The organism is Desulfohalobium retbaense DSM 5692 (genome assembly GCF_000024325.1).
GTDB classification, from domain to species: Bacteria; Desulfobacterota; Desulfovibrionia; order Desulfovibrionales; family Desulfohalobiaceae; genus Desulfohalobium; species Desulfohalobium retbaense.
Genome location: NC_013223.1, coordinates 1,417,473 through 1,430,519 on the forward strand (window position 1 = coordinate 1,417,473; position 13,047 = coordinate 1,430,519).

Consider the following 13,047-nt stretch of genomic DNA (forward strand, 5'->3'; position numbering starts at 1 on the left):
GAGAAAGATGGGAGCGCAACGCGCAGGGAGACGCCATTGGGGGGACTGTTCTTCCTTTGGGGAAGAAGCTGCTAGACAAATATGGTAAATACTGAACTCGAACATTTTTGTTTTTTTCAATTTTGAAACACACGGAGGGGCGATACACCGGCAACCCCCACCAGGCGCACGCCTGAGTATTGGCATAAAACCTGCTAAGAAAAGTCAATCGTCCCGGCAGCAAAGGCCGCTCTTGCCCAGCCTCTCGCTGGGGAGCCCTTCAGTATCGGGTAGTGGAACATGGCACCATGACTTGCTTCAGCCTGGGCTATTCCAGAGTTCAAGCCGACTGGGACAATCCACATTGAACCTTCAACGTGTCCCTTTTTGAAACACACCACCATAGGAGTTGTTTTCAAATGATACAGTCACCTTATCTGCTTTTCCTGGGCGACGCTCCGGACATGCTGGCCGCGAAAGTGGCGCAGGGCATCCAGGATTGGCGACCGGAAATGGCCGTGGGCCAATACCGTATGGAGGGTTGCGGTGCTGATCTAGGCATACAGGACATGTCCATTGCCGACGCCGTGGCTGCCGGTGCCCAAACTCTGGTCATCGGTGTGGCCAACCGCGGCGGTATTATCTCCCAGGCCTGGAAATCGGTGCTTATCGAAGCCTTGGAGGCAGGGATGGATATCGCTTCCGGGTTGCACAATCTGCTCCGCGACGAACCGGATCTGGTCGCTGCTGCGGATGCCACCGGACAGACCCTCCACGATGTCCGCGTACCGCCCATCACCTATCCCATTGCCAACGGTAAAAAACGCACCGGGAAACGGTGCTTGGCCGTGGGCACGGACTGCTCGGTGGGCAAGATGTACACCGCTCTTGCCCTGGACTGGGAAATGAAGAACCAAGGCAAGAAGTCCTCGTTTCGGGCCACTGGACAGTCCGGGATCCTCATCACCGGTGACGGCGTCCCTCTGGATGCGGTCATCGCCGATTTTATGGCTGGGTCCATTGAATATCTGACCCCGGACAACGACCCTGATCATTGGGACATCATTGAGGGGCAGGGCAGTTTGTTCCACGCGTCCTATTCCGGTGTCACCCTGGCCCTTATCCACGGCGGACAACCCGACGCCCTTATCCTCTGCCACGAACCAACCCGAGAGCACATGCGCGGATTGCCGGGTTACCAGCAACCCTCCCTCGAGGAACTGCGCGACATGTCTTTGGCCCTGGCGCGCGTGGTCAATCCCGGCTGTGAAGTGGTGGGCATCTCGATCAACACCCAGCATCTGAGCGACGCCGACGCTTCGGCCTATCTCAATGAGGTGGAAAAACAGATGGGACTGCCGGCTGTGGACCCCTTCCGGCATGGCGCAACCCGTCTTGCCGAGGCCTTGTCGTGAAAATCACCGTCACCCGCGACGTCTTTGCCCTGGCTCAGGTGTTTACCATTGCCCGTGGCTCCCGCTCCGAGGCCGAAGTCGTGCGCGTGGAGATCGAACACGGCGGGGTCAGTGGGCAGGGCGAGTGCGTTCCCTATGCTCGCTACGGGGAAACAGTGACCAGCGTCATGGACCAGATCCGCAAGCTTCCAACGCCTCTGTCCCGGCGACAGTTGCAAGACCTGCTGCCAGCCGGCGCGGCCCGCAACGCTGTGGACTGTGCCCTGTGGGATCTGGAGGCCAAAAAGGCCGATGTGCCGGTCTGGGTTCTGGCCGGCCTGCCGGAACCCGTGCCGGAAGTGACCGCGTATACCCTGTCTTTGGATGTGCCAGCAAAAATGCGCGAGCAGGCACGGCAAAACCGGGACCGCGAGCTGCTCAAGGTCAAACTCGGAGGGAAACAGGGGGACCTGGAGCGAATCCGGGCCGTGCGCGACGGCGCCCCGGAGCCACGAATCATTGTGGACGCCAATGAAGGGTGGACCCCGGCCATTTACCGGGAAATGATTCCGGAACTCGCCCGTCTGGGGGTGGAGATGGTCGAACAGCCCCTGCCAGCCCACGATGATGCGCCCTTAGTGGACCTGGAGCGGCCGCTGACCCTTTGCGCCGACGAATCTTGCCATGACCGTTCTTCGCTCCCGAGCCTGCGGGGCAAATACGATATGATCAATATCAAGCTGGACAAGACCGGGGGGTTGACCGAGGCCCTGGCCCTCAGAGAAGCGGCGCTGGCCGAGGGCTACCAGATCATGGTCGGGTGCATGCTGGGGTCATCCCTGGCTATGGCCCCGGCGGTCCTGGTCGCCCAAGGCGCGGCGGTCACGGACCTCGACGGCCCGTTGCTGCTGGCCGAAGACCGCGAGCCGCCACTGGAGTACGACACTGACGGCGTCCACCCAGCGGACGGGGAGTTGTGGGGCGAAACCGGGTCGGAATGAGCCGCGTCCGGGCGGTTCCAGGCCGGGGCTTATGCCTCCGTGCAAACGGCCCCCGGTAGATCCCCTGACGGACGACCCAGCGTCGCCTTTGGATTGTCCACTCACCACCCAAACAGCAAAGATGGAAGCCATGAGTCGAATCGTTTACGTCAACGGATCCTATGTTCCGGAAGAAGAAGCGACTGTTTCAGTTTTTGACAGGGGATTTTTGTTCGCCGACGGGGTCTATGAGGTCACGGCTGTCGTCGACGGCACCATTCTCGAGTTCGACGGCCACGTCCAGCGTCTGGAGCGCTCGTTACGCGAATTGGATATGGACATGCCGGTCACCCGCGAAACGTTGCTGGAGATCCACCGGGAATTGATCCGGCGCAATAATCTTGAGGAAGGAATGGTCTACCTGCAGGTCACCAGGGGCGAGGCCGATCGGGATTTCGCCTACCCGAAAGCTGCGCCGCAGACCTTGGTGCTGTTTACCCAGGCCAAATCGCTCGTCGATGCCCCGATGGCCAAGCAGGGGCTGCGGGTCATCGCGGCCGAGGATCTCCGCTGGGCCCGGCGGGATGTCAAGACGGTCCAGCTTGTGGCCCCGTGCATGGCCAAGATGCTGGCCAAGGCCGAAGGCAAGGACGACGCCTGGATGGTCGAAGACGGCTATGTCACCGAAGGCACGTCGAACAACGCCTATATCATCACCAAAGAGGGCTCCATCGTGACCCGAAACCTCTCCAATTCCATTTTGCCGGGTATCACCCGGGCGGCTGTCCTCAAGCTGGCTGCGGAAAAGGGGATGGCGATCGAGGAGCGGCCGTTTACCATTGCCGAGGCCCAGGAGGCGGCCGAGGCCTTTGTCACTGCGGCCACCACCTTTGTCTGTCCCGTGATCGAGATCGACGGGGTCACCATCGGCAACGGCACACCAGGGCCGCTGACCTCGCGACTGAAGGAGTTGTATATTGACGAAGGCCGCAAGACCGCTCTCTAAATTCAGTCACTCAGGCCAGCAGGGTCCGGAAGAATGGAGTCAGTATACGGATGGCAGTGTGCTGCCTGATACCCGCTCCTGATACCCGATAATACATACCCTGTACCTGGAATCTGAAGACCGAGAGTCGATCCCGATTTCGATTTGATGGTCGTGTTTTTCGGATGTACTCGATCCTTTGCCCCGCGCCTGCAGCTTTTCTGTCCCCCTCAATTGTTCAACATTTCTCCAATCTTTCTTTCCACGCAAGGTCTGCAACATCACACTTCTTCTCCCTCCTGCCGCGGCCCGTTCAAACAAAACGGGTCGCGGTCGCGGGTAATGTCCACTCCCGCGGCAGCGCTGACCGCCAGACAGCCGCCGCAAACCGGGCGCACCCGGCAGTCGAGGCACTCCGCCGGACCGGTGCGGTACTGTTTGGCGCGCGCGCTGTGGTAGATGGTCGTCAAGTCGTCGGCAGCGATGTGGCCGATACGGGACGGAAATTTGCGGCAGGCGTGAACTTCGCCGTCGGCCAGCAGGGAGAGAAAATTAAAGGCCGCGCCGCAGCCGAACCCGGTGCAGCCGCCGGTCACGGTCTGATTTTCGTCCCAGCACACGCTGTTGAGCACATTGTCCTTGATGCCCAGAAAAGGCATCTCCTCCCGGGCCCGCAGATACTCGGTCATGAACGCGGCATAGGCCTCGGGGCGGGGCAATTGCAGACTCGCTCCCTCACCGACCGCGGAGAGCCTATTGTAGGTGAACCGGTCCACTTTGCCGTGGAGGTCCCGGGCCAAGGGCAGGACCTGATCCATGTTCCGGTCGGTCAGAGTGAGCATGACCTGCGAGGGGATCTCCAACTCCTGAAGCAGGGACAAAAAACGCAGACTGCGCTGGAAATGGCCCGGACCTCTGACCCAATCGTTGTGCTCTTCCAGTCCTTCAAGGCTGATCTGGTATCCGCCCAGGGGTTGGATGGCCTGGAGATCCTCCAGGATCTTGCGCTGACACGGATTACCGAGAATCGCCAGGATGAAGCCGCGGGCGCTGGCCTCGCGGTACAATTCCGTGAAGTGGGGATGCAGCAGGGGATTGCCACCGGTAAAGGTGATTTGTCCCTGGACGTGGTGGGTGCGGCAGAAATGGTCCAGTGAGTCTAGGACGGCTATGGCATCAGTCCAGGGCATGTGGCCGCGCTGACTCCGATCATAGCAGTGTCGGCAATGCAGATCGCAGGCCTGAGTCACATGCCACTGCAAGGTGAAAATGGGCGCCCGGGCATACCGGGGCCACGCCCAGGGGTGGTCCGGGGAGACGATGCGGGGATCGCGCACAAGACGTGAAGCGGGGGCGATCAGACTTCCCCGGCGCACCTCGCGCCGAAGGAGCCGTTGCAGGTCCAGCGGACGCAGGCCGTTGTCCAGAGCGACCTCTTTTGCAGACAATCCTTCAGCCGCAATCTTCAAGGCCAAAAGCATATTCGTCGAAGCGGGCTCGACCCGGACCTCGGCCGTCACCGGATCTTTCCAGATCAGAACGGTTTCCGCAGCCAGACTCGGCTCGGCCTGCTCGTCGCCGCCACCCCCGTTGAGCAGATCGCTCAGTCCTTGCCACCGGCTCGGGACCAGACACAACGTAGGATTGAGGGCGATTTCAGCAGTGGTTTCGTGCGGAGGAGCCGCGGCGCGCGCGCATGTGAAGGCCTCCTGTTCCAGCCGGGCCAGGTCAGGAAGATAAGGGAGCAATTCGGCGTCTTGCACGCCGGCGTCAAGCAGGGCCAGGGCGGCTTCGGAGGTCTCCGCCGCGTCGAGGCGGCGCTGAAAAATCTCAGGAAGAAGCTGTCGAGTTGCCGGAAAAAGTGATTGCACCCTGCCCCCCTCGTTCTAGCAGGCCGTTGAAAAATATCCCAATGGCTGCGTTCCTGCACAACGTGCAAATTCCAACCTACGGTTAAGTACGCTGCGACCTTGAACCTTTTGTCGCCGAGCCTTGGGATTTTTAAACGACCTGCATTATACGAAATTTTTCATCAGTCAGCTAAAAGATTGGCAACAACAAAGGGCCGGGGTCTCCCGGCCCTTTGCCACGCTCATGATCAGAGGTGCGACCGCACCTCGTCCATCTTAGCCTCAGCCACTGCCGCCGCGCTCCTCCTCAGAGGTGCCGGCATCATGGGTTGAAGTCGCATTGCCGTTTTGAAGATGTTCCTGATCACTGGTCGTTCCGTCGGTTTGGCCAGTGCCGCCGGCACTGGTTTCGGTACTCCCGCCGCTGCCTCAGCCCGAAGACCCCACGACCACGCTCGGCGCGGCCAGGCTGGCCCCGGAGAGCAGTGCCGTCAGGCACAGCCCGGTTAGATAGGTTTTGACTTCACTGGCGGCCATAGGCTCCCTCCTGTGTTTCAATGGCGACATATCGGCTCATTCTATTCTGAAGACCTATCACCATTATGATAATCAATAGCAAGAAGCATTTTTTGAGGTCAACAGCTTTGCTACAGGAAATCTCGCCCATCTTCGGTAATGCCCTCTAATCCCCCAGTCTTGAAGCCTATTTTTTTCAAATACGAAAGACGGCCACCCGTCGGTGAAAAGGATCGCGATCGAGGAAACGTTTGTCTTGCCTCAAAGGAGTGCAACCGGGTAGCACAAAAGGAGACCGGATACCGCTGCGCTTTGGGGAGGAGCCAAACACCGCTCAAGTCAAATGGCGCAGCGAGTCCACGATAGCGGCCATTTGGCTGCCATTGGGAATTGTAACCGCCTGGTAAGGCAATCGCGTACCAGAAGAGGAGGCTGTATGAACTGGAGAAAATGGATCTCAGCGGGTGTAATCAGCGCTGTTCTCGCGCTCAGTGGACCTCCGGTTACACCAGCACAGAGTTGGCTGGAGAAAGGCCGGGATGTTCTTCAAAATCTGACCACTGAGCCCACGTCACAGGAATTGGGCACAGAAACCATCGTCTCCGGGCTGAAAGAGGCCCTGCAAGTCGGTACCGCCAACGTGGTCCAGCAACTGGGGCAAAGCGGCGGGTTTTACGACCACCCGGACGTCCATATCCCATTGCCCAAATCCCTGGACAAGGTCCAGGCGGTATTGGAAAAATTGGGGGCATCGTCGATGCTCGATGATCTCGAACTCCGGCTGAATCGAGCGGCAGAACAAGCCACCCCCAAGGCCAAAGCAATCTTTTGGCAGGCCATTGGCGATATGACCCTGGCCGACGCCCGTTCGATCTATAACGGCCCCGACGACGCTGCGACACGGTACTTCCAGGAGACGACAACACCGGAACTGGCCACGGAAATGCGTCCTGTGGTCCGGAATACCCTCAATCAGGTCGGAGCGGTGCAAAGCTACGACCGGATCATGAACCGGTACACGTCCGTGCCGTTCGTTCCGGACGTCAAGGCCAATCTGGAGACCTATACTGTGGACAAGACCCTGGAGGGCATTTTCACCATACTCGCCCGGGAAGAGGCAGCTATCCGGTCTGAACCGGCCAAACGCTCAACTGAATTGTTGCGCAAGGTGTTTGGAAAATAAGGGCAACATGTATAAAGGGATGTCTCGATTTTCAGCTATCTATGACAATTGAGGAAAGGACAAAGGGGCAGGGAAGGCGGAAGACAGTGGACGGATGACAGAAGACAGAAGACGGTAGGGGGAAAACGGCGTAAGCCGTGTCGGGCGGATCCAAATCGGGACCGGGGTCGATAAAGGGAGACAAAACGGGGCATTCTGGGTAAGCTGTACCCTGGAAAGCCCCAGGCCAACCGTTGCCAAGGGCAACTCTGGCCCGGCAGACGGCTACAGCAAGCCAGAGTTTGTCCGGGCAATACAATCGAAACGGTCGCCTCAACCATTTGCCAAACGATTCAATCGCAAAGGACGCACCATGATCCATGTTATCGCTTCTGTCCGGCTCAAACCGGGACAACAGGCAGCCTATCTCCATGTGCTGCGTTCCCATCTCCCTCTTGTCTGGCAGGAACAAGGGTGTCTCGAATACACGCCCGCCGTGGACATTGATGCCGCATTGCCAGGGCAGGACATGGACGGAGCTGTGGTTACCATCATCGAAAAATGGGAGAGTATGGACGCTTTGCAGGCCCATCTGCAGACGCCGCATATGCTGGCCTATCGCAGCGAGGTCCAGGAGATGGTGGAGGAGGTCTCGCTCAAGGTGCTCCAGACCGCCGACCAGGTACCCGACCCCCCGGTGGAATGATCGGAGGCGAGCTGTGGAACCGCGTATCAATTTGATCACCCTTGGGGTTCGACATCTGGAGACTGCCGTCCATTTTTACGAGCACGGCCTGGGGCTGGCACAAAAGGACTTCGGCACCCCCTGGCATCGCCTTTTTCCCCCTGCAAGGGAGTTGGCTGGCCTTATACCGCCGGGAGGAACTGGCCGCGGATGCCGGCGTGGCAGCCACAGGCAGCGGCTTCAGCGCCATCACCCTGGCGCACAACGTCCACTCGGAAGCAGAGGTGGACGCGGTTCTCAATCAGGCAACAGCTGCTGGCGCCACCCTGATCAAATCGGCGGAGCGGGCCTGCTGGGGCGGATATTCCGGATATTTTGCCGATCCGGACGGCCATCTCTGGGAAGTGGCCTACAATCCCTTTTTCTGGCCAGGTATTGAGCCCGAAACGCTGAACCCAGCCGGGCAGAGCGGAAATCGCACATGATCCATGTTCATCTTGCAACAGCCACCGTGGATATCGAACTGACGGGATGGAGCCGGCTCTGGGCCTTTAAATGCCATTTGAGTTTTCCCCGCGACGCGATCCACCGCGTCTACCGCCGGCCCAAGGAGATGCGCCCGCCCTGGTTCCGCCTGCCCGGGACCTATGTTCCTCTGATCCTCGCGGCCGGCACCTATCGCGCCTACCAACAAAAAGAATTCTGGTATACGCGGTTTACGCCGGACTGTCTGGTTTTCGAGCTTTCAAATGGACCCTACACCCGGGTTGTGGTCGATACGGACCGCGCCGGGCAACTCATGGCCAAGCTGTCCTGATATCGAGCATCGATGCTCCAGAGACGCTCAGCGACTGGTGCGAAAATTGCTAATACCGCATAGGCATTGGGTAATTGTGCTTCGAGTAAGGCTGGCAGGTCACTGAAAATCTCCCAAGTGCTGCGTTGCTGTCAAAAGTTCAAACTTGTACGTACGGATGAGTACGCTGCGAGGGTGAACGTTTTTTGCACCTTGCATTTGGGATTTTTGAACGGCCTGCCTTATAAGGAATTTTTTACCGGCCAGAGAAGGGCTTTTGGACCAGTCAGCCAGGGGAGTGCGTATGGAAGGCCTGTCCGCCTTGTGGCCAAAACGGCATCCGGAACTTGATTGGGTGCAGGTGGCTGTGACCTCATATTGCGACGCCAAGTGCGCGTATTGCCCCCATACCAGGCTGCGATCCGGATGGCGCTCTCAACATATCGACCCCGACCTGTTTGCCAGCTTTTTGAAACGGTTGAAAAAAACAACCCTGGTGTATCTTCAGGGATGGGGAGAGCCACTTTTACATCCCCAATTCTGGCACATGCTGGCTCAGGTTAAAGCCAAAGGAATGCTGGCTGGATGCACCAGCAATGGCAATCAACTCACCACGGACACATTGCACCGGGCTGTGGATCAGGGTCTGGATATCATGGCCTTTTCTTTGGCCGGCACAGGAAAGCACAATGATGCCATCCGGCGGGGCACTTCCTTTGCGCATGTCATGTGGGCCATCGAAACGCTCCAACGCCTCAAGGTCCGACTCAAGAGTAGCACCCCCAAAATACATTTGGCGTATATGGTCCTGCGTTCCCATCTAGGGGATCTTGAAGACGTACCGTCTCTGGTTCGCGAGAGTGGTATCGAGCACACGGTGCTCTCGAATCTGACGCTCCCTTTGGGGGCCCATTGGCATCGGCAGGCGATGCTCGCCGACAGCAAACAGGAGTATCAGCGGCTCCAATACTGGCTGGATGAGATTTTCTCTCCACCAGAAGTGCGAGCAAAGGTCTATACCCATTTTTATACCCCATGGCTCCCACAGGGAGAATGCTCCGAAAATGTCCAGCGTGCGGCCTGCCTCAGCCAGTGGGGGGAAGTGTCGCCCTGCGTTATGACCCAAATTCCAGTGCAGGGTCCGGTCCGCTACTGGTTCCAAGGCCAGGAACAGATGGTGCAGCGCATGCAATTCGGCACCCTTGCTGATGAAGATTTCAAAACCATTTGGCATAAACCGGAATATAAACGCTTTCGCAAGCATCTGGACCTGGCGATGTGCTCAAGGTGTGCAAAACGACAAATTGACACCCACCGAGCTTCATCCCAAGAATAGGATCAATCTGAACTGCCCCTGGAGAACGGGGGCTTTCAAAACGAGAGTTGAGTACAATCACCTCGCTTTCACCACTTACTCAAGGAGTTTTCCACGCATGAGTCTCAGACCAGACAACGCCTATGAAATTGTCCAAGACTACGAAGAACAATTCGCCTACAGACTCGGTCGTGAAGTGCTGCATAAGCCTGAGACATCAGTCTGGATGATTGTGATTCCAATTTTGTTCGTCCACCATATGTACCGGGTCAATAAATATAAAACCGGTGTCCGTTCCTTTGCAAACGGCATTATGGCTCCACGAAAAAAAGCCTTGAACAAGGCTTTCGAGGAAATTTCTGATCAGATACCCGATGAGACCCTGCCGGCTGAGGAGTATTTCCCCGAATTAGACACCCTTCCGGACCATGATCCGGGCTTGTTGGACAGGCAGGTGCAAGTTATCAATATTTTCAAATCGCACTACCGGAAACTCTTGTCGGCCAATGGGACAACATACGCCGAGCTATTGCATGAGGCCTATCCAACATCTCAGAAGTACAAAGAATTCATACGGAAGGTCAATCATGGCGAAAGGGACCTCAATCAGTATTTGGCCAAGAACATCCACGATTCAGATGAAAGTCGTCAGGTCGTACACAGGCTCCAGGATCAATCTATCCAGTTACGCGAAGAAGAAATACACTTTTTTTATAATCAGACGGGAAAAAAGAAGCGCCGGAAAGGGTAGGTCTGTAATCACACCGGGCCGGACCTCATGTTGATGGTCTAAAATGCGGGGAAGGGGGGGGGACGTGAAAGGGCAAAAACTCAAAAAGAAAAAAGTCTTTCCATACGGTACATCACACCGATGCCATTGGCCTTCATGCCAAGGCTATCGGTGATTTGGAATCATCTTCTGGTGGAAAACGTTTTCTACAAGTTATGAAGCAGGATCGTTTTTGAGGCGAGCCTGCTTTCTTTTTTGGTATTTGATATATTCTTCGGCTTCAAAATATTCTTCGACATTATCATAATACCAGGCGCCCACATTCACACCGCTTTCACGTAGCACCGTGACCTGCTTCCCAACAAAAGGAAGGCGTTCTACTGCTGGAGCGTAGTGGATGGCCGTGCCCAATACAAAAATAACAAGGAGAAAGCGTATCCATCGTGCCCGGCGGGTCACGGTCGTTGTCACACAGGCGCTTGCTGAGGAACAATTGGTGTCTGCTTTGGATGGGGTAGGAACCTGCATGAAAAACCTCCGAAACAAATGACCTTTGCAGGATTATGTGTCGTCCTCTGCTGTCCGGATTGAATGGGCGTCTGGGGACTCCCCAGACGCCCATTGAGGCAGTAAGAGGTGGTTAGGCGCCGGCCATCAACATATCAGTGATGTCGCGGAAAATAACCATAAACATGAGCCAGGCGACGAACAGAGTCAAGATGAGGTTCAACGTCTGGCCGGAGACATACAGCAACAAGGGCTTGCCACCACGCAAGGGCTCTTTGAGTTCCCCGTAGTTGATGCTCAAGCCGATGCTGACAAAGGCCAGGCAGAAGAACCAACCGCGGAACCGGTTTGCCATGGCCAGGATTCCATCATTCACCATGGCTTGGCCCCAATCCATATTCACACCGGTCTGCATCAGCGAGAAAATGACCGACGCGCCGATAAAGCCCAGGATAAACTTGGGAAAGCGATACCAGACTTCCATCAGCGCCCCGCCGGCGGTCAGCTTCATGGGCGTTTCGCCAGGCTTGCAGGCACGTTGCGGTTCGACGCGCAAGCACCAATAGGCGGCAACGCCAAAAGCGATCACACCAATCATCACATTCTGGATCATTTTAATCGTGGCCGCCACATACATGGCTTCCATACCGATCAACTCACCGGCGGCGACAACCGATCCGGTGTTATCCACTGTTCCACCCAACCAAGCGCCTGCCCAAACCGGGTGCATGCCTGTCATGTTCGCAATAGCGGGCAGTGCAAAAATCATCACGGCCACAAAGATCATGGACATGCCGATAGACAGGGTCAATTCTTCCTTTTTCGCACCGCTGGCCGAGGCACTGGCAATGGCCGCGGACACACCAGAAACGCACATATCAGAAGACATGGTGATGTTCAGTTCCTTGGACGGCATCTTGATCACATTCTGACCAAACCAGAATGTGGTCACCAGGACAATAGGTGTCACAACCCAGGTGACAAAGATACCGGGAATCCCGATCAGGGCGATCTGCCCGATCAAGATTCGTGCCCCAAGCAGAACAAGCCCGGTTTTGATAAAGAACTCGGTTTGCCCGGCAGTTTTGATCCAACGGGCCACGCCCAATGTGTTGGAAATGATCAATCCCAAGGCCAGAGCAAACAGCACGTAGGAAAGTCCCAGTGCCTTCAGCGTGGCCTGACTACTGATCAAATAGGCTATACAGGCCAGGACAAAAATAACCGGGAATCCTTTAAAGAAATCCCGGAGGTTGATGCCGATAAAACGTGCCCCGATAGCGAAAAAGAGCATGATCACAATACCGAGCACGATCAGGCTGGGGATGAGGTTGTAGGGTTGGGCAGTGGCGGCGCTTTTCGCCGATGACAGAGACGACTTGGCTTGACGCCATTTCGTGATGGATGCCTTGGCCTTTTGGTTGAGTTCCTTGTCTTCAAAATTCGCAGCAGCTGCTGCGGCTTCAGCTTTTTCCGCCTCCGCCCGTGCCTGAGCGAGTTCTTCTTTGGCCGCCTCAAAGCGATCGGCAGCAGCTGCGCGCTTTTTGGCTGCCTGTTCTTCACTCATGTAGATCGAGTTGAGCGGGTTGCTCGTCCACCCTTTGGGACGATTGGTCAAATTATAGATGACCGAAGTGAACCCCTCTTTTTTGGCCTGGATGCCATCCATCGCATCTTCAGCTTCGGTATACGCGATGGTCCGGAATCCGGCCTTGTCCATCTCCTCGTTCATGATCGCACGGTATTCCGGCAGCTCCTCAACGGCCGGCTTCCACGTCATGACACAAACGACCGCGACCACAAAAAACAAGCCGGCCAACCAAATGGCCCAATAGTCCTCGGTCTTGTACAATTGTTTCCACATGCTCATGCGCTGTTCGCGAACAGTGCTCTGGCTGTCATCCTGGTTTGCCATGCAAACACCTCCTCTGCATACGTGTCTTTGCTGGTTTGAGCCTTCGCTTGTCCATTACCAATTCAAGGTCGGTTGGCGTCGCGTGCCTGAGGGCACGCCATGCGCACAGACCTTGTCTGATTAGGCACAAGCAAAAAGCAAACCAAAAATACCAGTTCGGAATATTTGTATTTTAAGCTATATATTCCAGATGATTATAGCATAAAATCCCTGTTGCATCTGGCACAAGCTAC

13 protein-coding genes are annotated in these 13,047 nt (G+C 56.6%); 9 read left to right on the top strand and 4 right to left on the bottom strand.

Translation table 11 applies throughout. The features are described 5' to 3' along the window. Nucleotides 1-398: 398 nt before the first annotated feature. From dgcN to DRET_RS06050, 3 genes are all read left to right on the top strand, one after another. Nucleotides 399-1,394: an N-acetyltransferase DgcN gene (gene dgcN / locus DRET_RS06040; RefSeq protein ID WP_015751641.1), complete on the top strand. Its 996-nt coding sequence runs from the start codon at nucleotides 399-401 to the stop codon at nucleotides 1,392-1,394. Next, nucleotides 1,391-2,374, top strand: coding sequence for an N-acetyl-D-Glu racemase DgcA (gene dgcA, locus DRET_RS06045; protein WP_015751642.1), 984 nt, complete (start codon nucleotides 1,391-1,393; stop codon nucleotides 2,372-2,374). Before dgcN ends, dgcA begins: the two co-directional genes overlap by 4 nt. 130 nt (nucleotides 2,375-2,504) lie before the next feature. Next, complete coding sequence (locus DRET_RS06050) at nucleotides 2,505-3,359, top strand: D-amino-acid transaminase (RefSeq protein WP_015751643.1); 855 nt, start codon at nucleotides 2,505-2,507, stop codon at nucleotides 3,357-3,359. A gap of 260 nt (nucleotides 3,360-3,619) precedes the next feature. Here DRET_RS06050 and sbtM read toward each other — a convergent pair whose 3' ends face one another. Together sbtM and sbtA are read right to left on the bottom strand one after the other, a co-directional pair. Then, entirely contained in the window at nucleotides 3,620-5,209 is a 1,590-nt protein-coding gene (sbtM, locus tag DRET_RS06060) for a thio(seleno)oxazole modification radical SAM maturase SbtM (RefSeq protein ID WP_015751645.1), read from the bottom strand. A gap of 261 nt (nucleotides 5,210-5,470) precedes the next feature. After that, entirely contained in the window at nucleotides 5,471-5,725 is a 255-nt protein-coding gene (sbtA, locus tag DRET_RS13655) for a thioselenooxazole RiPP selenobacteriocin SbtA (protein ID WP_074448729.1), read from the bottom strand. Between the two features lie 415 nt (nucleotides 5,726-6,140). Between sbtA and DRET_RS06065 the strand changes: the two genes are divergently transcribed. The 6 genes from DRET_RS06065 to DRET_RS06090 all read left to right on the top strand — a co-directional run bounded on the left by DRET_RS06065 (nucleotide 6,141) and on the right by DRET_RS06090 (nucleotide 10,413). After that, nucleotides 6,141-6,887, top strand: a complete 747-nt coding sequence (locus tag DRET_RS06065; protein ID WP_015751648.1) for a DUF4197 domain-containing protein — start codon at nucleotides 6,141-6,143, stop codon at nucleotides 6,885-6,887. 352 nt (nucleotides 6,888-7,239) lie between these two features. Further along, nucleotides 7,240-7,572, top strand: a complete 333-nt coding sequence (locus tag DRET_RS06070; RefSeq protein WP_015751649.1) for a putative quinol monooxygenase — start codon at nucleotides 7,240-7,242, stop codon at nucleotides 7,570-7,572. A gap of 41 nt (nucleotides 7,573-7,613) precedes the next feature. Beyond that, entirely contained in the window at nucleotides 7,614-8,036 is a 423-nt protein-coding gene (locus DRET_RS06075) for a VOC family protein (protein WP_015751650.1), read from the top strand. Next, nucleotides 8,033-8,368, top strand: coding sequence for a hypothetical protein (locus tag DRET_RS06080; protein ID WP_015751651.1), 336 nt, complete (start codon nucleotides 8,033-8,035; stop codon nucleotides 8,366-8,368). The genes DRET_RS06075 and DRET_RS06080 overlap by 4 nt, the downstream gene beginning before the upstream one ends. 283 nt (nucleotides 8,369-8,651) lie before the next feature. After that, entirely contained in the window at nucleotides 8,652-9,683 is a 1,032-nt protein-coding gene (locus tag DRET_RS12955; RefSeq protein WP_015751652.1) for a radical SAM/SPASM domain-containing protein, read from the top strand. A 97-nt stretch (nucleotides 9,684-9,780) separates the two neighbouring features. Beyond that, nucleotides 9,781-10,413, top strand: a complete 633-nt coding sequence (locus tag DRET_RS06090) for an NF038143 family protein (RefSeq protein WP_015751653.1) — start codon at nucleotides 9,781-9,783, stop codon at nucleotides 10,411-10,413. A gap of 192 nt (nucleotides 10,414-10,605) precedes the next feature. Here the strand turns inward: DRET_RS06090 and DRET_RS06095 are convergent, their stop codons facing one another. After that, nucleotides 10,606-10,920 carry a hypothetical protein gene (locus DRET_RS06095; protein WP_015751654.1) on the bottom strand — a complete coding sequence of 105 codons (315 nt, stop codon included), beginning with the start codon at nucleotides 10,918-10,920 and terminating at the stop codon, nucleotides 10,606-10,608. 112 nt (nucleotides 10,921-11,032) lie between these two features. Further along, complete coding sequence (locus tag DRET_RS06100) at nucleotides 11,033-12,814, bottom strand: YeiH family protein (RefSeq protein WP_015751655.1); 1,782 nt, start codon at nucleotides 12,812-12,814, stop codon at nucleotides 11,033-11,035. Between the last annotated feature and the right edge of the window lie 233 nt (nucleotides 12,815-13,047).

Coding starts and splice junctions, on each gene's coding strand:
- DRET_RS06065 (WP_015751648.1), top strand. CDS start 6,141: ATGAACTGGAGAAAATGGATCTCAGCGGGTGTAATCAGCGCTGTTCTC.
- DRET_RS06095 (WP_015751654.1), bottom strand. CDS start 10,920: ATGCAGGTTCCTACCCCATCCAAAGCAGACACCAATTGTTCCTCAGCA.
- dgcN (WP_015751641.1), top strand. CDS start 399: ATGATACAGTCACCTTATCTGCTTTTCCTGGGCGACGCTCCGGACATG.
- DRET_RS06080 (WP_015751651.1), top strand. CDS start 8,033: ATGATCCATGTTCATCTTGCAACAGCCACCGTGGATATCGAACTGACG.
- DRET_RS12955 (WP_015751652.1), top strand. CDS start 8,652: ATGGAAGGCCTGTCCGCCTTGTGGCCAAAACGGCATCCGGAACTTGAT.
- DRET_RS06070 (WP_015751649.1), top strand. CDS start 7,240: ATGATCCATGTTATCGCTTCTGTCCGGCTCAAACCGGGACAACAGGCA.
- DRET_RS06090 (WP_015751653.1), top strand. CDS start 9,781: ATGAGTCTCAGACCAGACAACGCCTATGAAATTGTCCAAGACTACGAA.
- DRET_RS06050 (WP_015751643.1), top strand. CDS start 2,505: ATGAGTCGAATCGTTTACGTCAACGGATCCTATGTTCCGGAAGAAGAA.
- DRET_RS06100 (WP_015751655.1), bottom strand. CDS start 12,814: ATGGCAAACCAGGATGACAGCCAGAGCACTGTTCGCGAACAGCGCATG.